Origin of the sequence: Spiroplasma ixodetis, from assembly GCF_040369795.1 — a bacterium.
Lineage (GTDB): Bacteria > Bacillota_I > Bacilli_A > Mycoplasmatales > VBWQ01 > Spiroplasma_E > Spiroplasma_E ixodetis_B.
Window position 1 is genome coordinate 558,530 of the sequence record NZ_AP028955.1, and the last position, 24,354, is coordinate 582,883.

General features: G+C 22.1%; 44 protein-coding genes and 2 pseudogenes. 15 read left to right on the plus strand and 31 right to left on the minus strand.

Annotated elements, in window-relative coordinates:
• Nucleotides 1-6: 6 nt before the first annotated feature.
• The 7 genes from ABWV63_RS04005 to ABWV63_RS04035 all read right to left on the minus strand — a co-directional run bounded on the left by ABWV63_RS04005 (nt 7) and on the right by ABWV63_RS04035 (nt 3,774).
• Nucleotides 7-618 carry a DDE-type integrase/transposase/recombinase gene (locus ABWV63_RS04005; protein ID WP_353306911.1) on the minus strand — a complete coding sequence of 204 codons (612 nt, stop codon included), beginning with the start codon at nt 616-618 and terminating at the stop codon, nt 7-9.
• Between the two features lie 233 nt (nt 619-851).
• Entirely contained in the window at nt 852-1,997 is a 1,146-nt protein-coding gene (locus tag ABWV63_RS04010) for an IS256 family transposase (protein WP_353307170.1), read from the minus strand.
• A 104-nt stretch (nt 1,998-2,101) separates the two neighbouring features.
• Nucleotides 2,102-2,512, minus strand: coding sequence for a transposase family protein (locus tag ABWV63_RS04015; RefSeq protein WP_353305744.1), 411 nt, complete (start codon nt 2,510-2,512; stop codon nt 2,102-2,104).
• A gap of 57 nt (nt 2,513-2,569) precedes the next feature.
• Nucleotides 2,570-2,794, minus strand: coding sequence for a transposase family protein (locus ABWV63_RS04020; RefSeq protein ID WP_353306448.1), 225 nt, complete (start codon nt 2,792-2,794; stop codon nt 2,570-2,572).
• Nucleotides 2,779-2,952 (minus strand): hypothetical protein, encoded by a 174-nt coding sequence (locus ABWV63_RS04025; protein ID WP_353305528.1) that lies wholly within the window; start codon nt 2,950-2,952, stop codon nt 2,779-2,781. The genes ABWV63_RS04020 and ABWV63_RS04025 overlap by 16 nt, the downstream gene beginning before the upstream one ends.
• 50 nt (nt 2,953-3,002) lie before the next feature.
• Nucleotides 3,003-3,242 carry a hypothetical protein gene (locus tag ABWV63_RS04030; RefSeq protein ID WP_353306912.1) on the minus strand — a complete coding sequence of 80 codons (240 nt, stop codon included), beginning with the start codon at nt 3,240-3,242 and terminating at the stop codon, nt 3,003-3,005.
• 325 nt (nt 3,243-3,567) lie between these two features.
• Nucleotides 3,568-3,774, minus strand: coding sequence for a hypothetical protein (locus ABWV63_RS04035; RefSeq protein WP_353306913.1), 207 nt, complete (start codon nt 3,772-3,774; stop codon nt 3,568-3,570).
• A 293-nt stretch (nt 3,775-4,067) separates the two neighbouring features.
• On the opposite strand from ABWV63_RS04035, the gene lepA reads away from it, so the two are divergent.
• A complete protein-coding gene (gene lepA / locus ABWV63_RS04040) occupies nt 4,068-5,876 on the plus strand; it encodes a translation elongation factor 4 (protein ID WP_353307171.1) in 1,809 nt (602 codons plus the stop codon).
• 205 nt (nt 5,877-6,081) lie between these two features.
• On the opposite strand, the gene ABWV63_RS04045 is transcribed toward lepA, so the two are convergent.
• The 3 genes from ABWV63_RS04045 to ABWV63_RS04055 are packed head-to-tail and all read right to left on the minus strand — an operon-like array spanning nt 6,082 to nt 6,935.
• Entirely contained in the window at nt 6,082-6,279 is a 198-nt protein-coding gene (locus tag ABWV63_RS04045) for an IS3 family transposase (RefSeq protein ID WP_353307172.1), read from the minus strand.
• A 43-nt stretch (nt 6,280-6,322) separates the two neighbouring features.
• Entirely contained in the window at nt 6,323-6,835 is a 513-nt protein-coding gene (locus ABWV63_RS04050) for a DDE-type integrase/transposase/recombinase (RefSeq protein ID WP_353306914.1), read from the minus strand.
• Nucleotides 6,768-6,935: a hypothetical protein gene (locus tag ABWV63_RS04055; RefSeq protein ID WP_353306915.1), complete on the minus strand. Its 168-nt coding sequence runs from the start codon at nt 6,933-6,935 to the stop codon at nt 6,768-6,770. Before ABWV63_RS04055 ends, ABWV63_RS04050 begins: the two co-directional genes overlap by 68 nt.
• A gap of 98 nt (nt 6,936-7,033) precedes the next feature.
• On the opposite strand from ABWV63_RS04055, the gene ABWV63_RS04060 reads away from it, so the two are divergent.
• From ABWV63_RS04060 to ABWV63_RS04070, 3 genes are read left to right on the plus strand one after another with little or no spacing between them, the layout of a single operon-like run.
• Nucleotides 7,034-7,297 (plus strand): hypothetical protein, encoded by a 264-nt coding sequence (locus tag ABWV63_RS04060; protein ID WP_353305542.1) that lies wholly within the window; start codon nt 7,034-7,036, stop codon nt 7,295-7,297.
• On the plus strand, nt 7,240-7,455 hold the full coding sequence (locus ABWV63_RS04065; protein ID WP_353305932.1) for a hypothetical protein: 216 nt from the start codon (nt 7,240-7,242) through the stop codon (nt 7,453-7,455). Before ABWV63_RS04060 ends, ABWV63_RS04065 begins: the two co-directional genes overlap by 58 nt.
• Before the next feature lie 23 nt (nt 7,456-7,478).
• On the plus strand, nt 7,479-7,886 hold the full coding sequence (locus ABWV63_RS04070; protein ID WP_353306916.1) for a transposase family protein: 408 nt from the start codon (nt 7,479-7,481) through the stop codon (nt 7,884-7,886).
• A gap of 244 nt (nt 7,887-8,130) precedes the next feature.
• Here ABWV63_RS04070 and ABWV63_RS04075 read toward each other — a convergent pair whose 3' ends face one another.
• From ABWV63_RS04075 to ABWV63_RS04085, 3 genes are all read right to left on the minus strand, one after another.
• Nucleotides 8,131-8,337 carry a hypothetical protein gene (locus ABWV63_RS04075; RefSeq protein ID WP_353306917.1) on the minus strand — a complete coding sequence of 69 codons (207 nt, stop codon included), beginning with the start codon at nt 8,335-8,337 and terminating at the stop codon, nt 8,131-8,133.
• Between the two features lie 111 nt (nt 8,338-8,448).
• Nucleotides 8,449-9,234, minus strand: coding sequence for an IS630 family transposase (locus ABWV63_RS04080; protein WP_353306918.1), 786 nt, complete (start codon nt 9,232-9,234; stop codon nt 8,449-8,451).
• Between the two features lie 108 nt (nt 9,235-9,342).
• Nucleotides 9,343-9,837 (minus strand): IS630 family transposase, encoded by a 495-nt coding sequence (locus ABWV63_RS04085; RefSeq protein WP_353306919.1) that lies wholly within the window; start codon nt 9,835-9,837, stop codon nt 9,343-9,345.
• A 91-nt stretch (nt 9,838-9,928) separates the two neighbouring features.
• Between ABWV63_RS04085 and ABWV63_RS04090 the strand changes: the two genes are divergently transcribed.
• From ABWV63_RS04090 to ABWV63_RS04125, 8 genes are all read left to right on the plus strand, one after another.
• Nucleotides 9,929-10,351 (plus strand): transposase family protein, encoded by a 423-nt coding sequence (locus ABWV63_RS04090; protein ID WP_353306310.1) that lies wholly within the window; start codon nt 9,929-9,931, stop codon nt 10,349-10,351.
• Nucleotides 10,352-10,501: 150 nt separating this feature from the next.
• On the plus strand, nt 10,502-10,924 hold the full coding sequence (locus tag ABWV63_RS04095; protein WP_353306920.1) for a transposase family protein: 423 nt from the start codon (nt 10,502-10,504) through the stop codon (nt 10,922-10,924).
• A gap of 23 nt (nt 10,925-10,947) precedes the next feature.
• A complete protein-coding gene (locus ABWV63_RS04100) occupies nt 10,948-11,355 on the plus strand; it encodes a transposase family protein (protein WP_353305654.1) in 408 nt (135 codons plus the stop codon).
• Between the two features lie 172 nt (nt 11,356-11,527).
• Entirely contained in the window at nt 11,528-12,100 is a 573-nt protein-coding gene (locus ABWV63_RS04105) for a hypothetical protein (RefSeq protein WP_353306921.1), read from the plus strand.
• Between the two features lie 65 nt (nt 12,101-12,165).
• The gene (locus ABWV63_RS04110; RefSeq protein WP_353306922.1) at nt 12,166-12,426 is read left to right on the plus strand and encodes a hypothetical protein; all 261 of its coding nucleotides are present in this window, start codon (nt 12,166-12,168) and stop codon (nt 12,424-12,426) included.
• Nucleotides 12,427-12,529: 103 nt separating this feature from the next.
• Nucleotides 12,530-13,513, plus strand: coding sequence for an ABC transporter permease (locus tag ABWV63_RS04115; RefSeq protein ID WP_353306923.1), 984 nt, complete (start codon nt 12,530-12,532; stop codon nt 13,511-13,513).
• Nucleotides 13,514-13,533: 20 nt separating this feature from the next.
• Nucleotides 13,534-14,532, plus strand: coding sequence for an ABC transporter ATP-binding protein (locus tag ABWV63_RS04120; RefSeq protein WP_353306924.1), 999 nt, complete (start codon nt 13,534-13,536; stop codon nt 14,530-14,532).
• 131 nt (nt 14,533-14,663) lie between these two features.
• Nucleotides 14,664-14,903: a hypothetical protein gene (locus ABWV63_RS04125; RefSeq protein ID WP_353306925.1), complete on the plus strand. Its 240-nt coding sequence runs from the start codon at nt 14,664-14,666 to the stop codon at nt 14,901-14,903.
• Between the two features lie 25 nt (nt 14,904-14,928).
• Here the strand turns inward: ABWV63_RS04125 and ABWV63_RS04130 are convergent, their stop codons facing one another.
• From ABWV63_RS04130 to ABWV63_RS04150, 5 genes are all read right to left on the minus strand, one after another.
• Complete coding sequence (locus ABWV63_RS04130) at nt 14,929-15,087, minus strand: hypothetical protein (protein ID WP_353306926.1); 159 nt, start codon at nt 15,085-15,087, stop codon at nt 14,929-14,931.
• A gap of 480 nt (nt 15,088-15,567) precedes the next feature.
• Nucleotides 15,568-15,690: a hypothetical protein gene (locus ABWV63_RS04135; protein WP_353306830.1), complete on the minus strand. Its 123-nt coding sequence runs from the start codon at nt 15,688-15,690 to the stop codon at nt 15,568-15,570.
• Between the two features lie 23 nt (nt 15,691-15,713).
• Nucleotides 15,714-15,929: a hypothetical protein gene (locus tag ABWV63_RS04140; RefSeq protein WP_353306927.1), complete on the minus strand. Its 216-nt coding sequence runs from the start codon at nt 15,927-15,929 to the stop codon at nt 15,714-15,716.
• A 33-nt stretch (nt 15,930-15,962) separates the two neighbouring features.
• Nucleotides 15,963-16,136 carry a hypothetical protein gene (locus ABWV63_RS04145; RefSeq protein ID WP_353306928.1) on the minus strand — a complete coding sequence of 58 codons (174 nt, stop codon included), beginning with the start codon at nt 16,134-16,136 and terminating at the stop codon, nt 15,963-15,965.
• Nucleotides 16,137-16,218: 82 nt separating this feature from the next.
• Nucleotides 16,219-16,347: a hypothetical protein gene (locus ABWV63_RS04150; protein ID WP_353306929.1), complete on the minus strand. Its 129-nt coding sequence runs from the start codon at nt 16,345-16,347 to the stop codon at nt 16,219-16,221.
• A gap of 124 nt (nt 16,348-16,471) precedes the next feature.
• On the opposite strand from ABWV63_RS04150, the gene ABWV63_RS04155 reads away from it, so the two are divergent.
• Nucleotides 16,472-16,693 (plus strand): transposase, encoded by a 222-nt coding sequence (locus ABWV63_RS04155; protein WP_353306930.1) that lies wholly within the window; start codon nt 16,472-16,474, stop codon nt 16,691-16,693.
• A 25-nt stretch (nt 16,694-16,718) separates the two neighbouring features.
• On the opposite strand, the pseudogene ABWV63_RS04160 reads toward ABWV63_RS04155, so the two are convergent.
• A pseudogene (locus tag ABWV63_RS04160) lies at nt 16,719-16,985 on the minus strand (transposase).
• Complete coding sequence (locus tag ABWV63_RS04165) at nt 16,986-17,390, minus strand: transposase (RefSeq protein ID WP_353306931.1); 405 nt, start codon at nt 17,388-17,390, stop codon at nt 16,986-16,988.
• 124 nt (nt 17,391-17,514) lie between these two features.
• Between ABWV63_RS04165 and ABWV63_RS04170 the strand changes: the two genes are divergently transcribed.
• Nucleotides 17,515-17,766: a transposase gene (locus ABWV63_RS04170; protein ID WP_353306932.1), complete on the plus strand. Its 252-nt coding sequence runs from the start codon at nt 17,515-17,517 to the stop codon at nt 17,764-17,766.
• Here the strand turns inward: ABWV63_RS04170 and ABWV63_RS04175 are convergent.
• Nucleotides 17,763-18,029 (minus strand): annotated as a pseudogene (locus ABWV63_RS04175) (transposase). The gene ABWV63_RS04170 and the pseudogene ABWV63_RS04175 sit on opposite strands and share 4 nt — an antisense overlap.
• Entirely contained in the window at nt 18,030-18,434 is a 405-nt protein-coding gene (locus tag ABWV63_RS04180; RefSeq protein ID WP_353306931.1) for a transposase, read from the minus strand.
• Nucleotides 18,435-18,594: 160 nt separating this feature from the next.
• Here ABWV63_RS04180 and ABWV63_RS04185 point away from each other — a divergent pair, with 160 nt between their 5' ends.
• A complete protein-coding gene (locus ABWV63_RS04185) occupies nt 18,595-18,810 on the plus strand; it encodes a transposase (RefSeq protein ID WP_353306933.1) in 216 nt (71 codons plus the stop codon).
• On the opposite strand, the gene ABWV63_RS04190 is transcribed toward ABWV63_RS04185, so the two are convergent.
• From ABWV63_RS04190 to ABWV63_RS04230, 9 genes are all read right to left on the minus strand, one after another.
• On the minus strand, nt 18,807-19,469 hold the full coding sequence (locus ABWV63_RS04190) for a transposase (RefSeq protein ID WP_353306934.1): 663 nt from the start codon (nt 19,467-19,469) through the stop codon (nt 18,807-18,809). The genes ABWV63_RS04185 and ABWV63_RS04190 overlap by 4 nt on opposite strands.
• 100 nt (nt 19,470-19,569) lie before the next feature.
• Nucleotides 19,570-20,349, minus strand: a complete 780-nt coding sequence (locus tag ABWV63_RS04195; RefSeq protein ID WP_353306935.1) for an alpha/beta hydrolase-fold protein — start codon at nt 20,347-20,349, stop codon at nt 19,570-19,572.
• Nucleotides 20,350-20,365: 16 nt separating this feature from the next.
• Nucleotides 20,366-20,953: a hypothetical protein gene (locus ABWV63_RS04200; protein WP_353306936.1), complete on the minus strand. Its 588-nt coding sequence runs from the start codon at nt 20,951-20,953 to the stop codon at nt 20,366-20,368.
• 753 nt (nt 20,954-21,706) lie between these two features.
• Nucleotides 21,707-21,916, minus strand: coding sequence for a hypothetical protein (locus tag ABWV63_RS04205; protein ID WP_353306937.1), 210 nt, complete (start codon nt 21,914-21,916; stop codon nt 21,707-21,709).
• A 260-nt stretch (nt 21,917-22,176) separates the two neighbouring features.
• Nucleotides 22,177-22,410, minus strand: coding sequence for a DDE-type integrase/transposase/recombinase (locus ABWV63_RS04210; protein WP_353307173.1), 234 nt, complete (start codon nt 22,408-22,410; stop codon nt 22,177-22,179).
• A 6-nt stretch (nt 22,411-22,416) separates the two neighbouring features.
• Nucleotides 22,417-22,788: an IS3 family transposase gene (locus tag ABWV63_RS04215; protein ID WP_353306938.1), complete on the minus strand. Its 372-nt coding sequence runs from the start codon at nt 22,786-22,788 to the stop codon at nt 22,417-22,419.
• A gap of 173 nt (nt 22,789-22,961) precedes the next feature.
• Entirely contained in the window at nt 22,962-23,108 is a 147-nt protein-coding gene (locus ABWV63_RS04220) for a transposase (protein WP_353306939.1), read from the minus strand.
• Nucleotides 23,109-23,591: 483 nt separating this feature from the next.
• Nucleotides 23,592-23,807: a hypothetical protein gene (locus tag ABWV63_RS04225; protein WP_353306940.1), complete on the minus strand. Its 216-nt coding sequence runs from the start codon at nt 23,805-23,807 to the stop codon at nt 23,592-23,594.
• Nucleotides 23,808-23,844: 37 nt separating this feature from the next.
• The gene (locus tag ABWV63_RS04230; protein WP_353306941.1) at nt 23,845-24,102 is read right to left on the minus strand and encodes a hypothetical protein; all 258 of its coding nucleotides are present in this window, start codon (nt 24,100-24,102) and stop codon (nt 23,845-23,847) included.
• Nucleotides 24,103-24,354 lie beyond the last annotated feature (252 nt).

The following is a 24,354-nucleotide window of genomic DNA, read 5'->3' on the forward strand; positions in this document are numbered from 1 at the left end:
ACAGCGTTATCATAAGGACAACCTTTTTTTTCTTAAAGAGCGGGTAATATCGAAGGCTAATAAAAGTTTATCAATAGTTTTATTATTAAATTCATTACCGCGATCGCTATGAAATATTTGAATATTTTTTAAACAACGATTTGAGCACATAAATGCTTGATATACTAATGATGCATCTTTTTTAGTACCTACACTATGTCCAATAATTTCGCGATTGTACAGGTCGATTAATAAGCAAATATAGTTTCATTTACCATTAACTTGAACATAAGTTAAATCACTAACAATAACTTCATTTTTAAGCCTATTATTAAAGTCTCTATTAACAAGATTAGTAATTTGACTATCATTGACTTTATTATGATAATTTTTGTATGATAATTTAGTGTATTTTGATATTAAATTATGTTTATTCATAATTTTTTTAATTTTTCGTCTTGATAAATTAATTTTCTTTTCTTTTAGAACAACTTTTAATCTTCTTGTTCCATAAGCTTCTTTATTTTCTTTAAAAGCACTAATAACAGCTTCATCATACATATTATTTTTAATTTTATCTTCTTTTTTCTTGAAATTAAAATAATATGTTGATTTAGATATTTTTAAAAAACGACACATTGTACGAATTTTATATTTAACTTTATTTTTAGTAATAATTTCTATTTTCTGCCTATTATTAGTGCTGCTTGCTTTAAAATATCATTTTCCATTCTTAATTGTATTTTCGGCAATGTTTAGTAATCTGTGTAACTTAGTGATTTTACAACTAAAATTTATTTAAAAAACACAGTTTTTAGGAAAGTACCTTATTTGAGGCTTTTTAAAAATCTGTGTATCTTTTTACAAAGTTACTAGTTTAGATTAATTCTATCTTCAAATTTTATCATAAAATGAGCAATTGCTGTATTTCAATTTTGAATGGGCATTGTTCATTTTTTTGTTATATTTTCAATTGCTAAGTAAAATATTTTAAAAACTGCCATATCATTTGGAAAAACTTTTTTATTTCTAATAACTTTTCGTAATTGACTATTAACAGATTCAATAGCATTTGTTGTATAAATAACTCTTTTGATTTCTGCATGATAACTAATAAAAACCATTAAATTATCTCAATTTTTATATCATGATTTAGCAATTTGAGGATATTGTTTATTTCATTTACTTTCAAAAGATTCTAAAGCTTGCATTGCTTGTTCTTCACTACATGCACTATAAATTGGTTTTAAATCTGTAACTAGTGATTTTCTATGTTTGTATGAAACATATTTTAAACTATTTCTAATTTGATGAACTATGCATAATTGATGTTCGGTTTTAGGATAAACTGATTGTATTGCTTCTGACATTCCTGTTAAATTGTCACTACAAGCAATAAGAATATCATTTAAGCCTCGATTTTTCATTTCTGTGAAATTAGATAATCAAAACTTAGAACCTTCATTTTCACTAATTCATAAACCTAAAACATCTTTTTTACCTTCTAAATCAACTCCTAGTGCTATATAAACTGATTTGTTAATAATGCGTTTATCTTGTCGTACTTTAACTACTATACAATCAAAATAAACAATCGGATAAACACTTTCTAATGGCCGATTTTGTCATGCTTTAACATCATCAATAACATCATCAGTAATTTGACTAATAACACTTTCGCTAATATCAGCACCATGATATAACTCTTGTAACTGCATTCTAATATCTGATAAAGTCATGCCTTTGGCATATAATGAAAGAACTTGTTGATCAAAACCATCAAATCTTCTTTGTCTTTTTGCAACTATTACTGGCTCAAAATTACTATTACGATCTCGTGGTACATTAATCTCAATTTTACCTTGTTGGGTTATTAATTTTTTTGAACTTATACCATTGCGAGCATTTTCACTAGTATTATAGACATATTCCGTAAATAAATTTAATCAATTGTCAATAATAATATTTATAAATTTTTTAGTGTTAATAATTATAGAAGTTAATATTTTTAAAAAAATACTTTAAAAATAAATTTATATTTCAAACACAAAAATTGTTAATATTATTTTTATATTAACTTGATAAAAATTTAAATTTTTAAAAAAATATTAAAAATATTTTTTTATTTTAATGGTTTTGTTTTATTAAAAATTTCACAAAGTAAGTTAAATCTTAAGTACATAAGTCTAAATATACTTTTTCTACATTTATTTATTAAAATTTTGAATCTTTTTAATCAAGCAAAAACATGTTCAACTTTAATTCTAATTTTTGAAATAATTTTATTGTAGATTTTTTCTTGTTTAGTTAATTTTTTATTTTTAGTTTTTTTAATTGGTAATATAGTATTTTTATAAATATTTTGTATTCCTTGATATCCCAAATCACCAATAATTATTGTTTTTTCTGAAAATTCAAGATTTGAATTTTTTAATATTTGAAAATCATGTACTTTTCCATTATCAGCAAAAATATCAACAATTTTTTTATTAAAAAGTCATATATAATTTGAAATTTTATAGAAAACATTCAACTTTTACCAGAAAAATATTCTAACTGTAGTTTTTTTAGTTGGTCTTTCAATTTCAATTTAAGTTGAATCAATTAAATAAAATTGAAATTCATTTAAATCTTCTTGTTTTTTCTCAATTTTTGATTTATATTTTGTTTTTAAAAACTGATAATCTTTGTCATCACTAAGTTTATTTTCTACTCAAGTAATATTTCGAAAACAACTTGATGCACTCATTTTATATTTAATACTCATTTGGAAAAAAGTATAATATTCTTTTCAGTATACTAAAGTCATCATCAATCTTTCTTCAACTGAAAGTTTATATTTTCTACCTTTAGTTTTTTTAAATTTTCTATTTCAATTAATTTTGTTAACATTTCATCAAAATGAAAACGTTTTATACCAAAATATCTATAAAATTGTTCATTTTTTAATTTTTTTAAATTTTCAAAATTCATTTTTATCAACACCTTATTAATTTATTAATAAAGAAATTATAAAATAAATTTTAAATTATTAATTGACTTTTAAAAAATTTATTTACGGAATATTTCTTATGTTGATTTTTTTCATATCCTAAATAATTTTGCATTTCAGAATTCAATATTTTTTCAACTAATCTTTTTGTTAATTCTTTATATAAACCTCCCTCTTTAAAAACTGTTGTTAAATCTTCAGTATTTTCTAATAATAAATCTACTGCTTTTGATATTGGAACATTATTATTAATATTTTGTTTTTTAGACATAAGTAACTCACTCTTTCTATTTATTTAATTTTATTTACTAGAATTAATTAAACATAGTTATTTTTGTAAGTTACACAGATTACTAAACATTACCATATTTTTTTAAAAATTTAAATTTTTATCAAGTTAATATAAAAATAATATTAACAATTTTTGTGTTTGAAATATAAATTTATTTTTAAAGTATTTTTTTAAAAATATTAACTTATATAATTATTAACACTAAAAAATTTATAAATATTATTATTGATAATTGATTAAATTTATTTACGGAATATGTCTATTGTGCGAATTTTATATTTAACTTTATTTTTAGTAATAATTTCTATTTTCTGCCTATTATTAGTGCTGCTTGCTTTAAAATATCATTTTCCATTCTTAATTGTTTTAATTCTTTTCTTAATTTAATTAATTCATTTTCTTCAACAGAACGGTTATCTTTGGTTTTAAAACTGCCTGAATTAGTAAATTGCTTAATTCAATTATAAGTAGCTGTTCTTGTAACATTGTACTCTTTAGCAAGACAAGACACTGACTTACCACTTTGATATAAAGCTACTATTTGTTTTTTAAATTAATCTGAATATGAGTTAATATTGGCCATAATTATAATTCCTTTCTTTTAACTAATTTGTTCACTTGTCTACGTAATTAGTGTCCAATAAAGTGTAACCCATCCACTTTTCATATATTGTTAAGTGATAGTTTAATTATATTTATAAGATTATCTGCAACTTTCGATTTAATTTTATTTAAACTTTGATATACTAAAACATAGTAAATAGTTTATAAGCAAAAGATAGGTGAATAAATAATATTATGAGTATTGATAAAAAATACATTAGAAATTTTTCAATTATTGCCCATATTGATCATGGTAAATCAACTTTGGCTGATCGTATTTTAGAATTAACTAATGCTGTTTCAAAAAGGGAAATGAAAAATCAATTGTTAGATTCACTGGATTTAGAACGTGAACGTGGCATTACAATTAAACTAAATAGTGTACAACTTAAATATCAATCATTAGATGGTCATACTTATTTGCTTCACTTAATTGATACTCCAGGTCATGTTGACTTTACTTATGAAGTATCGCGTAGTTTAGCAGCATGCGAGGGTGCCATTTTAGTAGTTGATGCTGCTCAGGGTATTGAAGCACAAACTTTAGCAAATCTATATTTAGCATTAGATAATGACTTAGAAATTATTCCTGTTATTAATAAAATAGATTTACCAAGTGCTGAACCAGAAAAAGTTAAAGAAGAAATTGAAAAAGTATTGGGTTTACCTGCTGATTATGCGCCTTTAATTTCTGCAAAGACAGGTATTAATATTCGCGATGTTTTAGAAGCAGTTATTAAATATATTCCTTATCCAATTGATGCTGACGATAATAAACCATTACGTGCTTTAATTTTTGATTCATTATATGATAAATATCGTGGAGTGATGGCATTTATTAGAATCAAAACTGGTGTAATTAAAGTTAGTGATAAAGTAAGAATGATGTCAACTGGCGCTGAATATGAAATTACTGAATTAGGAGTACGCACACCAAAAGAAGAAAAGAGAGAAATGTTAACAGCTGGTGAAGTTGGTTGAATTAGTGGTGTAATTAAAATAATTAGTGATATTCATGTTGGTGATACGATTACTAGTGTTATTAATCCTGCTGATGTACCATTACCAGGTTATAAAACTTTAAAACCAATGGTTTATTGTGGTTTATATCCAATTGATACTAATAAATATCAAGAATTAAAGGATGCATTATATAAAATTAAATTATCGGATGCCTCATTAATTTTTACCGCTGAAACATCACAAGCATTAGGTTTTGGTTTTCGTTGTGGTTTTTTAGGGTTATTACATATGGATGTTATTCAAGAGCGTTTAGAGCGTGAATATAATTTAGTTTTAATTTCAACAGCTCCTTCTGTAATTTATGAAGTAAATTTAACTAATGGTGAAAAGTTAATAATTGATAATCCAGCAAAATGACCAACTGTGCAAACAATTAAAAGCGTAGAAGAACCATTTGTACAAGTAACAATAATGACACCAGAACAATATGTTGGTGCATTGATGCAATTATGTCAGGATAAACGCGGAACTTATTTAGATCTAAAATATGCTGATAATTTACGAAGAACTCTTATTTATAATATGCCACTGAATGAAATTGTCATTGATTTTTTTGATAAATTAAAATCAATATCAAAAGGTTATGCTTCATTAGATTATGAGTTAATTGGTTATCAGGAGAGTAAATTAGTGAAAATGGATATTTTATTAGCAGGTAATATTGTTGATGCATTATCTGTTATTGTTCATAAGGATTTTGCTTATGATCGTGGGCGTGTTTTATGTCAAAAATTAAAAAAATTAATTCCGAAACAAAATTTTGAAGTTGCTATTCAGGCTGCTATTAATAATAAAATTATTGCTCGTCAAACTGTGCAAGCAGTTAGAAAAGATGTTATTGCTAAATGTTATGGTGGTGATATTACAAGAAAAAGAAAACTTTTAGAAAAACAAAAAGAAGGAAAGAAAAAAATGAAATCGATTGGTAATGTTGAATTACCACCAGAAGCATTTCGTGCTGTTTTAAAAATAGATGAAGAAAATTAAAAAAATGTATAAATATTTGATTTGTATTTTTCTAAATTTAATTATTTGAAAATAAAAAAATAATTGACTTAAATAGAACAATTATTTTTTTATTTTTATAAATCATATTTTTAGATTAAAATCAGATTTCTCACAATTTTATGTTAAATATAGCTAACTAAAGTAATATTTACTCATATATTGAAAAACAAAATCAATCGCTTTTTTAATATTTGGTCAATAATTCGGTAATTGGAATGGCAATCTTTTTTAGGACTGTTTTTTGGTAGACATTTGTGCTTATGTATTTTATGGTGGTTAAGTAGTTTAGAGCGCTGTGGATTCTTATGTTGTTGTATCAATTGATATAATCAAATAATTCTAATTTTAATTGGATTAATGATGTAAAATTTTTATCATTAATAAATTCTGTTTTGAAAGTTTTGAAAGTTGCTTCAGCAACAGCGTTATCATAAGGACAACCTTTTTTTGCTTAAAGAGCGGGTAATATTGAAGGCTAATAAAAGTTTATCAATAGTTTGATTATTAAATTCATTACCGCGATCGCTATGAAATATTTGAATATTTTTTAAACAACGATTTGAGCACATAAATGCTTGATATACTAATGATGCATCTTTTTTAGTACCTACACTATGTCCAATAATTTCGCGATTGTACAGGTCGATTAATAAGCAAATATAGTTTCATTTACCATTAACTTGAACATAAGTTAAATCACTAACAATAACTTCATTTTTAAGCATATTATTAAAGTATCTATTAACAAGATTAGTAATTTGACTATCATTGACTTTATTATGATAATTTTTGTATGATAATTTAGTGTATTTTGATATTAAATTATGTTTATTCATAATTTTTTTAATTTTTCGTCTTGATAAATTAATTTTATTTTCTTTTAGAACAACTTTTAATCTTCTTTTTCCTATAAGCTTCTTTATTTTCTTTAAAAGCACTAATAACAGCTTCATCATACATATTATTTTGAATTTTATCTTCTTTTTTCTTGAAATTAAAATAATATGTTGATTTAGATATTTTTAAAAAACGACACATTAGACATATTCCGTAAATAAATTTTTTAAAAGTCAATTAATAATTTAAAATTTATTTTATAATTTCTTTATTAATAAATTAATAAGGTGTTGATAAAAATGAATTTTGAAAATTTAAAAAAATTAAAAAATGAACAATTTTATAGATATTTTGGTATAAAACGTTTTCATTTTGATGAAATGTTAACAAAATTAATTGAAATAGAAAATTTAAAAAAAACTAAAGGTAGAAAATATAAACTTTCAGTTGAAGAAAGATTGATGATGACTTTAGTATACTGAAAAGAATATTATACTTTTTCCAAATGAGTATTAAATATAAAATGAGTGCATCAAGTTGTTTTCGAAATATTACTTGAGTAGAAAATAAACTTAGTGATGACAAAGATTATCAGTTTTTAAAAACAAAATATAAATCAAAAATTGAGAAAAAACAAGAAGATTTAAATGAATTTCAATTTTATTTAATTGATTCAACTGAAATTGAAATTGAAAGACCAACTAAAAAAAACTACAGTTAGAATATTTTTCTGGTAAAAGTTGAATGTTTTCTATAAAATTTCAAATTATATATGACTTTTTTAATAAAAAAATTGTTGATATTTTTGCTGATAATGGAAAAGTACATGATTTTCAAATATTAAAAAATTCAAATCTTGAATTTTCAGAAAAAACAATAATTATTGGTGATTTGGGATATAAAGGAATACAAAATATTTATAAAAATACTATATTACCAATTAAAAAAACTAAAAATAAAAAATTAACTAAACAAGAAAAAATCTACAATAAAATTATTTCAAAAATTAGAATTAAAGTTGAACATGTTTTTGCTTGATTAAAAAGATTCAAAATTTTAATAAATAAATGTAGAAAAAGTATATTTAGACTTATGTACTTAAGATTTAACTTACTTTGTGAAATTTTTAATAAAACAAAACCATTAAAATAAAAAAATATTAAAAATATTTTTTTAAAAATTTAAATTTTTATCAAGTTAATATAAAAATAATATTAACAATTTTTGTGTTTGGAATATAAATTTATTTTTAAAGTATTTTTTTAAAAATATTAACTTCTATAATTATTAACACTAAAAAATTTATAAATATTATTATTGACAATTGATTAAATTTATTTACGGAATATGTCTATTGTACGAATTTTATATTTAACTTTATTTTTAGTAATAATTTCTATTTTCTGCCTATTATTAGTGCTGCTTGCTTTAAAATATCATTTTCCATTCTTAATTGTTTTAATTCTTTTCTTAATTTAATTAATTCATTTTCTTCAACAGAACGGTTATCTTCGGTTTTAAAACTGCCTGAATTAGTAAATTGCTTAATTCAATTATAAGTAGCTGCTCTTGTAACAGTGTACTCTTTAGAAAGACAAGACACTGACTTACCACTTTGATATAAAGCTACTATTTGTTTTTTAAATTAATCTTAATATGAGTTAATATTGGCCATAATTATAATTCCTTTCTTTTAACTAATTTGTTCACTTGTCTACGTAATTAGTGCCCAATAAAGTGTAACCCATCCAAATATTTTTCTTATATTATGTTTTATAGCAAATCAAAAATGTTCAATTGGATTTAAATTAGGATAATATGGTGGAAGAAATAATAGTTTGCATCCAGCATTTTCAATTAATTGTTGTGTTAATTTAGATTTATGAAACGTTGGATTATCTAAAACTATAATTTGTCGACGCTTTAATACTGGAATTAGTATATTTTTTACATATGATTCAAAAATTTTACTGTTGCAATGTCCTTCAAATGCTCATAGGGCTTTTAATTTACCTTTATTTAGTGAACCAATTATACTCATTCTTTTTATTTTATATGCGGGTTTATTATCAACTAATCTTTTACCTTTTTCAGATCAACCATATTTATAAAATTCATTATCATCAATTCCAGATTCATCAATATATACTAAATCTTTATTCATTATTTTAGCCATTTCTTTTAAAAAATCTTCTTGTTTATTTTTATCTCTTTGTTCATATAGAAAAGTTTTTTTATATGTATAATTTAGTTTTTTGAAATAGTTATAAACTATTTCTTTAGTCATATCACCAAATTTTTCAATCACTTTTTGAACTGTAACATCTTTATGTTGCACTAAATAATTTTTTAATTCATCTAAATCCTTTATTTTGTGGCTATGTCCTTTTTGATAATTCAAAATTGGTTTTATATACCCAGTTTCTTTTTTTCTTTTTCTTCATAAGAATAAAGTCTTTCTAGTGATATTGAACACTTTACAAATTTCTTTAATTTTCATGTTTTTACTTTCATAGGCTTCTATTACTTTTCTTCGTAATTCTTAACTGTATGGTTTTGGCATAATTTAATCTTCCTAATCTATTTTAAATATTGCTGAATTGTACTTTTAAATTCAAAAACTGTTTAAATTACATATTATTATTTTACTCATATCTTGAAAAATAAAATCAATCGCTTTTTTAATATTTGGTCAATAATTTGGTAATATTTTTCTTATATTATGTTTTATAGCAAATCAAAAATGTTCAATTGGATTTAAATTAGGATAATATGGTGGAAGAAATAATAGTTTGCATCCAGCATTTTCAATTAATTGTTGTGTTAATTTAGATTTATGAAACGTTGCATTATCTAAAACTATAATTTGTCCACGCTTTAATAATGGAATTAGTATATTTTTTACATATGATTCAAAAATTTTACTGTTGCAATGTCCTTCAGATCCTAATAGGGATTTTAATTTACCTTTATTTAGTGAACCAATTATACTCATTCTGTTTATTTTATATGCGGGTTTATTATCAAATAATCTTTTACCTTTTTCAGATCAACCATATTTATAAAATTTATTATCATCAATTCCAGATTCATCAATAGACATATTCCGTAAATAAATTTTTTAAAAGCCAATTAATAATTTAAAATTTATTTTATAATTTATTTATTAATAAATTAATAAGGTGTTGATAAAAATGAATTTTGAAAATTTAAAAAAATTAAAAAACGAACAATTTTATAGATATTTTGGTATAAAACGTTTTCATTTTGATGAAATGTTAACAAAATTAATTGAAATAGAAAATTTAAAAAAAACTAAAGGTAGAAAATATAAACTTTCAGTTGAAGAAAGATTGATGATGACTTTAGTATACTGAAAAGAATATTATACTTTTTTCCAAATGAGTATTAAATATAAAATGAGTGCATCAAGTTGTTTTCGAAATATTACTTGAGTAGAAAATAAACTTAGTGATGACAAAGATTATCAGTTTTTAAAAACAAAATATAAATCAAAAATTGAGAAAAAACAAGAAGATTTAAATGAATTTCAATTTTATTTAATTGATTCAACTGAAATTGAAATTGAAAGACCAACTAAAAAAAACTACAGTTAGAATATTTTTCTGGTAAAAGTTGAATGTTTTCTATAAAATTTCAAATTATATATAGACATATTCCGTAAATAAATTTTTTAAAAGTCAATTAATAATTTAAAATTTATTTTATAATTTCTTTATTAATAAATTAATAAGGTGTTGATAAAAATGAATTTTGAAAATTTAAAAAAATTAAAAAATGAACAATTTTATAGATATTTTGGTATAAAACGTTTTCATTTTGATGAAATGTTAACAAAATTAATTGAAATAGAAAATTTAAAAAAAACTAAAGGTAGAAAATATAAACTTTCAGTTGAAGAAAGATTGATGATGACTTTAGTATACTGAAAAGAATATTATACTTTTTTCCAAATGAGTATTAAATATAAAATGAGTGCATCAAGTTGTTTTCGAAATATTACTTGAGTAGAAAATAAACTTAGTGATGACAAATATTATCAGTTTTTAAAAACAAAATATAAATCAAAAATTGAGAAAAAACAAGAAGATTTAAATGAATTTCAATTTTATTTAATTGATTCAACTGAAATTGAAATTGAAAGACCAACTAAAAAAAACTACAGTTAGAATATTTTTCTGGTAAAAGTTGAATGTTTTCTATAAAATTTCAAATTATATATGACTTTTTTAATAAAAAAATTGTTGATATTTTTGCTGATAATGGAAAAGTACATGATTTTCAAATATTAAAAAATTCAAATCTTGAATTTTCAGAAAAAACAATAATTATTGGTGATTTGGGATATCAAGGAATACAAAATATTTATAAAAATACTATATTACCAATTAAAAAAACTAAAAATAAAAAATTAACTAAACAAGAAAAAATCTACAATAAAATTATTTCAAAAATTAGAATTAAAGTTGAACATGTTTTTGCTTGATTAAAAAGATTCAAAATTTTAATAAATAAATGTAGAAAAAGTATATTTAGACTTATGTACTTAAGATTTAACTTACTTTGTGAAATTTTTAATAAAACAAAACCATTAAAATAAAAAAATATTTTTAATATTTTTTTAAAAATTTAAATTTTTATCAAGTTAATATAAAAATAATATTAACAATTTTTGTTTTTGAAATATAAATTTATTTTTAAAGTATTTTTTTAAAAATATTAACTTCTATAATTATTAACACTAAAAAATTTATAAATATTATTATTGACAATTGATTAAATTTATTTACGGAATATGTCTAATTAATAAAGTTGGAATTTGATTTGGTGCTTTATTTTATAATAGAATGGGACAAACTGTAGTACAAGGCGCTTATACTAAAAGTCCATATTTCATTCGTCAAAATATTGCTAAAGCTTATAGTGATCCCAATGCTCCTTTTAATGTCGCTTTTAATGTTGTGCCTTTTGATAAAGAAACTGATGAATTAGTAACTTACTTTATTGGTACTCCTGAAAAATTATTTAAACAAAATAAGTATTTATTGAAAGTTTTTGGTTTACAAAATAAACAACAGTTAGGCAAACCTTCAATGATGCAATTATATGATGCTGTCGGTTCTTCATTAAATCCACTTTTAGAACAAGAAAATAGTGATGATAGTATTAGTCTTGTTATTAATCAAATGATCGCTAAACAATTAAATTTAAAAATAAATGATAAATTTAAAATGAGTAGTAATGGTAATACTATGAAATTTAAAGATAATAATAAATTAAAACCTTGACCAATTTTAAAAGCAATTCCTAGTCCAAATGCAATAGTAAAAATGTTAATAATGTAACATTATTAAAACAACAAACTGGTTATACACAAGTTGATTAGTTAAAGGATGGGGCTTATGATAATATGGGTATTAATGCTACAAATATGTTAAAAGAAGTTGCTGCTGGTAAGGTTGTTAATTCTTATAATGATAAGATAAGTTCTAAAACAACAACGTATAAAGTGGTTGGTATATATAATGGTTATGGTCAACCTAATGGTTATATTAGTAAAACTAATGCTGATAAAGTTTTATCATTTAATAAAACAAAAGAATTTTTATTTTTATTATTTAAAAAAGAATGAGAAGATAAAAAAAACAACTTGTGATGTTGATTTTGGTAAATTAAAATTGGTAATGTTTAGTAATCTGTGTAACTTACAAAAATAACTATGTTTAATTAATTCTAGTAAATAAAATTAAATAAATAGAAAGAGTGAGTTACTTATGTCTAAAAAACAAAATATTAATAATAATGATCCAATATCAAAAGCAGTAGATTTATTACTAGAAAATACTGAAGATTTAACAACATTTTTTAAAGAGGAAGGTTTATATAAAGAATTAACAAAAAGATTAGTTGAAAAAATGTTTAATTCTGAAATGCAAAATTATTTAGGATATGAAAAAAATCAACATAATACTAGCGAAAATGCTCGCAATGGTATAAGTTCAAAAAAATTTAGGATTTTTAAAAATCTGTGTATCTTTTTAAAAAGCCTCTTAAAATCATTTAATGAATATCAAGATTTTCTTAATCAATTAAATGATCCCGTTATTTTTAAACTTAATCAAGTATTTGAAAATGAAAATCCAATCTTTAATTTTAAATTTTCAAATTCGCAATCATTACCAGATATAACTAATTCGTTTTCAACTTCGCAAATGTATGGAGATTACAGTGCTTTTGGTTTAAATGGTGGTACTGATGGCTCTGGTACTTATCAAGGTTATGGCGCTGGTAGTGCTGTTAATATTACGCCACAAGATATCCATCATCAGTTATTAAATCAAATTACTGCTTTATTTGATACAGTATTGGTTGCATTTATTATCTTTTCATTAATCATTTCGTTCTTTATTATTTTATTAACAAGTAATTTAGTAATTTATGAAAATCGTAAAAAAATAGCAACAATGAAAACGCTTGGTTATAGTGATGCAAAAATAAGTAATATTGTTATTGGTATGTATTTACCAGTGATTGCTGTTATGTTTGTTATTGGTTTTCCCGTAGGATGAATAATTGTTAAGTTTATTCTTAACTATTTAGCTGCTAATACAACATGGGTTTTACCGTTATTTTTTGTTTGATGATTACCACTTGTGGTTGGTTTAATTGTCTTTGATATTTATGCAACAACCTTTATTATTGATTGATATGCCATGAAGAAGATTAATCCAATTAAAACTTTAAATGAAATTGATTAAAGGCAGAAGGGAATAAAAACATGAAAAATGATAAAAAAAACACTAAAAATTCAAGTGAACAAATAACCAAAAATAAGTTAGAATCTAGTTTTACAAAGAAGTCAGTATCTAAAAATGAAGGTGCAATACCGCCAGTAACCCATAAATATCATGATAAACCAGAATCAAAGGAAGAAATAGAAGCTAATAAAGCCAAATTGCAAGCTTTTAAAGATAATCAAAAAGCAATTAATAAATTAACAAAAACTCATTCAAAAGAAATTTTAGCATGTAAAATGATATCAATGACTAATAATACTCCTGATACTCAAACTAATGTTATTGAATTATTTGATGTTAAAAAATCTTACTTAACTGGATACTTAGAATATGAAGTATTAAAAGGAGTTAATTTAAACATTAAATTAGGTGATTTTGTTGTTATCTTAGGACCGTCGGGAAGTGGTAAGACAACATTATTAAATATTATTTCGGGATTGGATAAACCTAATACTGGTGATGTTTTTGTGGTGGGATACAATTTATCTTTATTAAAAGATAGTCATTTAACTAAATTTAGACGAGATAATATTGGTTTTATTTTTCAACAATACAATTTATTAACTAACTTAACTGCTCGTGAAAATGATGAAGTTGGTGAAAATATTGCTAAAAATAAAAATATGAGTATTGATGATATTTTTCAAGTTATTGAAATGGATGAACATATGAATAAATTTCCAAGTCAATTATCAGGCGGACAACAACAAAGAGTATCGATCGGTAGAGCACTAGCAAAAAATCCGACAATTTTATTTTGTGATGAGCCAACAGGAGCACTTGATGAGGAAATGGGGCGTAAGATATTAGAGATTTTATTGGATGTTAATCGAGAATATAAAACATCAATTATTATTGTCGCTCATAATCCTAACTTCCAATATGTTGCAAATACTGTTATTAACGTTAAAAATGGTAAAATTATTAGTGCAAAGAATAATGAAAAACCAATGAAACCAAATGAAATAAATTGATCATAAGAAAAGGGTATAGATGGGGGTTGATTTAATAAATACTTGTATAAAAAAAATATTAAATTATAAGAATCTAATAGAAAATACTATATTTTATTTAGTTTAATTATTTTTTAGAAAGAAAAAGGTGCAAGGTAATGAGCATTGGTTTAATTACATTTATTATATGAATATGTTTAGTAATTTGAATAGTATTTTTAATTTGAGGTATAAGTTTATGTAATAGTAATAATGCATTAGGCATCATATTATTATTTTTAACATTAAATTTAATTGGTTTAATAATAGGAATTTCTTGATTATATAATAAAAATAAGCAAAATGTAGATAACAAAAAAAATATTAATAGTAATATTAAAATAGAAGAATTAAGTTAAACATTCCTTTTTAGAAATTTTAATATTAAATTAAAAAAACATGCCTTAATTTAATACAATTAAAGAGGCTTTTTAAAAATCTGTGTATCTTTTTAAAAAGCCTATTTTTTTCATATCCTAAATAATTTTGCATTTCAGAATTCAACATTTTTTCAACTAATCTTTTTGTTAATTCTTTAGACATATTCCGTAAATAAATTTAATCAATTGTCAATAATAATATTTATAAATTTTTTAGTGTTAATAATTATAGAAGTTAATATTTTTAAAAAAATACTTTAAAAATAAATTTATATTTCAAACACAAAAATTGTTAATATTATTTTTATATTAACTTGATAAAAATTTAAATTTTTAAAAAAATATTAAAAATATTTTTTTATTTTAATGGTTTTGTTTTATTAAAAATTTCACAAAGTAAGTTAAATCTTAAGTACATAAGTCTAAATATACTTTTTCTACATTTATTTATTAAAATTTTGAATCTTTTTAATCAAGCAAAAACATGTTCAACTTTAATTCTAATTTTTGAAATAATTTTATTTTAGATTTTTTCTTGTTTAGTTAATTTTTTATTTTTAGTTTTTTTAATTGGTAATATAGTATTTTTATAAATATTTTGTATTCCTTGATATCCCAAATCACCAATAATTATTGTTTTTTCTTAAAATTCAAGATTTGAATTTTTTAATATTTGAAAATCATGTACTTTTCCATTATCAGCAAAAATATCAACAATTTTTTTATTAAAAAAGTCATATATAATTTGAAATTTTATAGAAAACATTCAACTTTTACCAGAAAAATATTCTAACTGTAGTTTTTTTTAGTTGGTCTTTCAATTTCAATTTCAGTTGAATCAATTAAATAAAATTGAAATTCATTTAAATCTTCTTGTTTTTTCTCAATTTTTGATTTATATTTTGTTTTTAAAAACTGATAATCTTTGTCATCAATAAGTTTGTTTTCTACTCAAGTAATATTTCGAAAACAACTTGATGCACTCATTTTATATTTAATACTCATTTGTAAAAAAAGTATAATATTCTTTTCAGCATACTAAAGTCATCATCAATCTTTCTTCAACTTAAAGTTTATATTTTCTACCTTTAGTTTTTTTAAATTTTCTATTTCAATTAATTTTGTTAAAATTTCATCAAAATTAAAACTTTTTATACCAAAATATCTATAAAATTGTTCATTTTTTAATTTTTTTAAATTTTCAAAATTCATTTTTATCAACACCTTATTAATTTATTAATAAAGAAATTATAAAATAAATTTTAAATTATTAATTGACTTTTAAAAAATTTATTTACGGAATATGTCTTGTATATAAACCTCCCTCTTTAAAAACTGTTGTTAAATCTTCAGTATTTTCTAGTAATAAATCTACTGCTTTTGATATTGGAACATTATTATTAATATTTTGTTTTTTAGACATACGTAACTCAATCTTTCTAGTTATTTAATTTTATTTATTAGAATTAATTAAACATAGTTATTTTTGTAAGTTACACAGATTACTAAACATTACCAAATCATGATATAAAAATTGAGATAATTTAATGGTTTTTATTAGTTATCCTGCAGAAATCAAAAGAGTGATTTATACAACAAATGCTATTGAATCTGTTAATAGTCAATTACGAAAAGTTATTAGAAATAAAAAAGTTTTTCCAAATGATATGGCATTTTTTAAAATATTTTACTTAGCAATTGAAAATATAACAAAAAATGAACAATGCCCATTCAAAATTGAAATACAGCAATTGCTCATTTTATGATAAAATTTGAAGATATAATTAATCTAAACTAGTAACTTCGTAAAAAGATACACAGATTTTTAAAAAGCCTCAAACCTAAAACATCTTTTTTACCTTCTAAATCAACTCCTAGTGCTATATAAACTGATTTGTTAATAATGTGTTTATCTTATCGTACTTTAACTACTATACAATCAAAATAAACAATCGGATAAACAATTTCTAATGGCCGATTTTGTCATGCTTTAACATCATCAATAACATCATCAGTAATTTGACTAATAACACTTTCACTAATATCAGCACCATGATATAACTATTGTAACTGCATTCTAATATATGATAAAGTCATGCCTTTGGCATATAACGAAAGAACTTGTTGATCAAAACCATCAAATCTTCTTTGTCTTTTTGCAACTATTGCTGGCTCAAAATTACTATTACGATCTCGTGGTACATTAATCTCAATTTTACCTTGTTGGGTTATTAATTTTTTTGAACTTATACCATTACGAGCATTTTCGCTAGTATTATGTTGATTTTTTTCATATCCTAAATAATTTTGCATTTCAGAATTCAACATTTTTTCAACTAATCTTTTTGTTAATTCTTTATATAAACACCCCTCTTTAAAAACTTTTGTTAAATCTTCAGTATTTTCTAATAATAAATCTACTGCTTTTGATATTGGATCATTATTATTAATATTTTTTTTAGACATACGTAACTCACTCTTTCTAGTTATTTAATTTTATTTACTAGAATTAATTAAACATAGTTATTTTTGTAAGTTACACAGATTACTAAACATTACCAAATCATGATATAAAAATTGAGATAATTTAATGGTTTTTATTAGTTATCCTGCAGAAATCAAAAGAGTGATTTATACAACAAATGCTATTGAATCTGTTAATAGTCAATTACGAAAAGTTATTAGAAATAAAAAAGTTTTTCCAAATGATATGGCATTTTTTAAAATATTTTACTTAGCAATTGAAAATATAACAAAAAAATGAACAATGCCCATTCAAAATTGAAATACAGCAATTGCTCATTTTATGATAAAATTTGAAGATATAATTAATCTAAACTAGTAACTTCGTAAAAAGATACACAGATTTTTAAAAAGCCTCAAACCTAAAACATCTTTTTTACCTTCTAAATCAACTCCTAGTGCTATATAAACTGATTTGTTAATAATGCGTTTATCTTATCGTACTTTAACTACTATACAATCAAAATAAACAATCGGATAAACAATTTCTAATGGCCGATTTTGTCATGCTTTAACATCATCAATAACATCATCAGTAATTTGACTAATAACACTTTCACTAATATCAGCACCATGATATAACTATTGTAACTGCATTCTAATATATGATAAAGTCATGCCTTTGGCATATAACGAAAGAACTTGTTGATCAAAACCATCAAATCTTCTTTGTCTTTTTGCAACTATTGCTGGCTCAAAATTACTATTACGATCTCGTGGTACATTAATCTCAATTTTACCTTGTTGGGTTATTAATTTTTTTGAACTTATACCATTACGAGCATTTTCGCTAGTATTATGTTGATTTTTTTCATATCCTAAATAATTTTGCATTTCAGAATTCAACATTTTTTCAACTAATCTTTTTGTTAATTCTTTATATAAACACCCCTCTTTAAAAACTTTTGTTAAATCTTCAGTATTTTCTAATAATAAATCTACTGCTTTTGATATTGGATCATTATTATTAATATTTTTTTTAGACATACGTAACTCACTCTTTCTAGTTATTTAATTTTATTTACTAGAATTAATTAAACATAGTTATTTTTGTAAGTTACACAGATTACTAAACATTACCAAATCATGATATAAAAATTGAGATAATTTAATGGTTTTTATTAGTTATTCTCCATAAATCAAAAGAGTGATTTATACAACAAATGCTATTGAATATGTTAATAGTCAATTACGAAAAGTTATTAGAAATAAAAAATTTTTTCCAAATGATATGGCAGTTTTTAAAATATTTTACTTAGCAATTGAAAATATAACAAAAAAATGAACAATGCCCATTCAAAATTGAAATACAGCAATTGCTCATTTTATGATAAAATTTGAAGATATAATTAATCTAAACTAGTAACTTTGTAAAAAGATACACAGATTTTTAAAAAGCCTCAAACCTAAAACATCTTTTTTACCTTCTAAATCAACTCCTAGTGCTATATAAAATGATTTGTTAATAATGCGTTTATCTTGTCGTACTTTAACTACTATACAATCAAAATAAACAATCGGATAAACACTTTCTAATGGCCGATTTTGTCATGCTTTAACATCATCAATAATTTGACTAATAACACTTTCACTAATATCAGCACCATGATATAACTCTTGTAACTGCATTCTAATATCTGATAAAGTCATGCCTTTGGCATATAACGAAAGAACTTGTTGATCAAAACCATCAAATCTTCTTTGTCTTTTTGCAACTATTACTGGTCCAAAATTACTATTACGATCTCGTGGTACATTAATCTCAATTTTACCTTGTTGAGTTATTAATTTTTTTGAACTTATACCATTACGAGCATTATCACTATTATTATGTTGATTTTTTTCATATCCTAAATAATTTTGCATTTCAAAATTCAACATTTTTTCAACTAATCTTTTTGTTAATTCTTTATATAAACCTACCTCTTTAAAAACTGTTGTTAAATCTTCAGTATTTTCTAGTAATAAATCTACTGCTTTTGATATCGGATCATTATTATTAATATTTTGTTTTTTAGACATACGTAACTCACTCTTTCTAGTTATTTAATTTTATTTACTATAATTAATTAAACATAGTTATTTTTGTAAGTTACACAGATTACTAAACATTACCTTTCAATTAGCTAATAATAATTAAAGGATTTTCATTAATATATTTAATTCATCATTTAAAACCATGACCACCATTTTCATCAATTACCAGATTAGTAGTAATTTTTCTATTAGATAATATTGTTTTTAATTCAATAGTATTACTTTCATATTTTGTTACTAATTTGCCTTCAAAAAACTTTGGTTCTTTTTTTCCTACCCATAGTTCAACTATTAAAGGTTGATTATTATTTAAAACTTTAGTTTTTAAATCTTCAATAATTTGTGAATTAAATCAAATTGCTGGCGAAAATAATAATAATTTTTTAAATTGTAATTTTGATAAATATAACATTTGTAAACAAAAATATGCCCCCAAAGAACAACCAATGGAATTTAAATTTTTAATTTTTAAATTAAACTTTTTAATAACAAATGGTATAACCTCATTAATAATAAATTCTAAGTAATTTTTACCATTACCACCAAGACAATCAATATTACTTTTTTTTAATTCAGGAAAATATTTTGTCATTAATATTTTTACATAATCATTGGTATAAGTTGCTAAATCATTAAAACGAGTCATATTATTGGTACTACCAATACCAATAAAAATACAATTACTATTATTTTCAAATAAAATATTACTATTACTATTAAGTAACATATCTTTACCATCAAAAACTAAATAAACTTCATAAGCAATATTTTGATCATAAATAGAAGGTAAAGCAATAATAATATCTTTATTAATATTTAAAAATTTACTTTTAATATTATCAACTTTTACATCATAATTATTCATATTTTTTCTCCTTAATTTATTGATAATTTCCTAACAAAGAATAATTCATTATTCTAATATAAAAATTAAAATTAGTTTTTTCTAAGCACATAGCGCATTTAACCAATTCATCTAAAATTATCAACTTATTAGTAAATAAAGTTTCATATGAAAAAAAAGCTTTTAAATTTAAATCAGTACTATCTTTTGTCAGCAATGTTTTTCTAGTTTCTAAATCCAACAAATAAAATAACATTAATAAACTTCCAAACTCATAATTATTTTTTATGTTTGTTTCATTCTTAGTTAAATTAATAAAAATATTACCACTAATATTTACCAATCTTTTAATTATTAGCAAACTTTCTTTTTTCAAATTAGAATTATTTATCAAAAAATCAGGTAATACTGCATTAGAAGTATCATCAAACCAAACTTTTATTTGATCTTTACATCCAAGTAATAATAAAAGTTCCTTGGCATTTTGATAATCATCTAACTGTTTTTCTTGAAGCTTAAAAGTAGGAATTAAAGCAGAAATAGTTAATATAAAATTTGCAACTAATCTTAAATATTCTTTATAAGAAATTTTATTGAAATATAAATAAACACTTATTATTTTCATAAACATTAAATTTTGATTACTATTAAATATTAAGTTATAAGTATTACGATAATCTTTTGCTTTTAAATGACCTAATTTTTTTTTAATTTCGCGCTTAAAAAAATAATTACTTTTTAAAAGCAAAAGATGGTTAAATAATCGATATTCGGGAATCATTTTTTACTTCCAATCTAATTATATATTTTTAAATTTAATCTTAAAATAATTATAACATTGAAATAAATAAGTACATAATGTTACTTATTTATTATATTTAATTGCCGATAATATCATTGATAATTAATTATATTTAATATATAAATTTAAAAAGTTATTTTAAATAATAACTTTTTAAATCCATTCTTAACTAAAATCTTTTTTTCTTATAAAGAATTTATTGATCTCAAAGAAGAACTTAATTTTTCTTCTGCTTTATCTTCATTTGGCAAACTAAAACAAGATTGATTTTTTTCAATATCTGTTTCAAAACCAAGATCACTATATTGACTATTAACTCTTGAAATTAATTCTTTTTTACTAGAAAAAGGATTAATTTCATCAAATTGCTTTGATATTTCATTTTCTGAAATAAAATTTAATTTATCAAAAATTTCTTAATTTTTTTTCATTTGTAATTTTATTAATCAAACTGACTTGTAAATTAATAATATTTTCAAAAATATTTAATTTTAAAACTTTAAGTAGTTTAATATTTTTTTCATTTTCATTTATTTCTTCTCTTAAATTTCTTGTTTTCAATTTTATTTCTTTAATTTATTTATTAACTTTTTTGTTTCTAACATATTTAAAAATACCAAAACTAATAGTATTTACAAAATTTATTTGTCAATTTTTTTCTGCTTTTTTTGCTCTTAAATCTTGAATATCACGTTCAAGTAAATCAATTTTATCTAATATTTCTTTATTTTTTTCTTCAAAATCAAATATTTTTTGTTCTAAATCCTTAATTTTAGTTATTGACAAACTAATACTATCAAATAATTCTGTATCACCATCTTCTTCAAAAGGATTGGAATGGCAACCTTTTTTAGGACTGTTTTTTGGTAGACATTTGTGTTTGGTGTTTTATGGGGGTTAAGTAGTTTAGAGTGCTGTGGATTATTATGTTGTTATATCAATTGATATAATCAAATAATTATAATTTTAATTGGATTAATGATGTAAAATTTTTATAATTAATAAATTCTGTTTTGAAAGTTTTGAAAGTTGCTTCAGCAACAGTGTTATCATAAGGACAACCTTTTTTTGCTTAAAGAGCGGGTAATATTGAAGGCTAATAAAAGTTTATCAATAGTTTTATTATTAAATTGATTACCGCGATCGCTATGAAATATTTGAATATTTTTTAAACAAAGATTTGAGCACATAAATGCTTGATATACTAATGATGCATCTTTTTTAGTACCTACACTATGCCCAATAATTTCGCGATTGTACAGGTCGATTAATAAGCAAATATAGTTTTATTTACCATTAACTTGAACATAAGTTAAATCACTAACAATAACTTCATTTTTAAGCCTATTATTAAAGTCTCTATTAACAAGATTAGTAATTTGACTATAATTGACTTTATTATGATAATTTTTGTATGATAATTTAGTGTATTTTGATATTAAATTATGTTTATTCATAATTTTTTTAATTTTTCGTCTTGATAAATTAATTTTCTTTTCTTTTAGAACAACTTTTAATCTTCTTGTTCCATAAGCTTCTTTATTTTCTTTAAAAGCACTAATAACAGCTTCATCATACATATTATTTTGAATTTTATCTTCTTTTTTCTTGAAATTAAAATAATATGTTGATTTAGAGATTTTTAAAAAAAGACACATTGTGCGAATTTTATATTTAACTTTATTTTTAGTAATAATTTCTATTTTCTGCCTATTATTAGTTCTACTTGCTTTAAAATATCATTTTCCATTCTTAATTGTTTTAATTCTTTTCTTAATTTAATTAATTAATTTTCTTTAACAGAATGGTTATCTTTGGTTTTAAAAATGCCTTAATTAGTAAATTGCTTAATTCAATTATAAGTAGCTGCTCTTGTAACATTGTACTCTTTAACAAGACAAGACACTGACTTACCACTTTGATATAAAGCTACTATTTGTTTTTTAAATTCATCTGAATATGAGTTAATATTGGCCATAATTATAATTCATTTCTTTTAACTAATTTGTTCACTTGTCTACGTAATTAGTGTCCAATAAATTGTAACCCATCCAGATTTTTCTTAGATGGATATATAGAATGTTCTAATTCTTCAAAGTTTTTATTTTTTAAAATAGAATCTAATTGTTCAAATATTTCTTTATATTTCTTAACTTCATTTTCATATAACTTACCTTGTAAATCAATAATTTCTTTTAAAATATTTAATTTTGAATTTTTAAATGGTTGTGCATTTTTTTCATTTTCATCAATTTCTTCTATTAAAGTTTTTATATTTAATTCTGTTTCTTTAATTTGTTTATTAATATTTGAAAATAGTTGTATTTTTTTTGATTTTTTTAGTTTTTTTAAACGTTTAATTTTATTTTCTAAAGATTAAATTTGCTCAACTATTTCTTCACTTTTTTTCTCAATAAAAAATATGTATTTATCCAATTCTTCTTTTGCTTTTTTTAATATATTAATTTTTTCGATTAACATTTTTTTCTCCTTTTAAAATATTATCCAATTTATCTAAACCAGCAGATTTAATATCATTATAAGTCATATCAATATTACTTGCTTCTTTGAGTTGTTTCTTAGGTGACAATTCACTTTTAAGTTCATGCACATAATGCAATGCCCTAGAATTATACCTTTTCAATCAATATCTAGGAAAAAATAAAGTTATAGTCATTGCTTCACCACTATAACTTGGAGACATTATACCTTTCTTAAACTTTCTTGGTTTTACGTCGTGAAAATAATACTTTATTATAATCATCAATATTAGTATACAAATTAATATTAAATACAACAAAAAATAATAAAACACGCATTTTTTTAACTTGAACAACATATTCCACTTTTTCACATGCTTGTACTGGTATTCTATTATGGTGTTGTTCAATCAAATACATTGTACCATTAAACATATGACCTATTAATTTACAAAATTGTCCTAAACTTTCTTGTTGATTTTTAAATTGCATTCCTAAATCATTAGAATTTATTTTTAATGCTAATTCATCTAAAATTATTAAATCTTCTTCCTCAAAAGCATAATTACTTGCTAACTGATTAAAAGTAAAAACATCATTATAATTTACTAAATAAGAATAACCATTTTTTAATTTAATAGGAAAAGGACTAACTACTCTTTTCTTATGAGTTTGCGCTAGACAACAAGCAAGAGCAGATTTGCCAGTACGTGGTGGTGCTGAAATAATATAACTACCAACTTG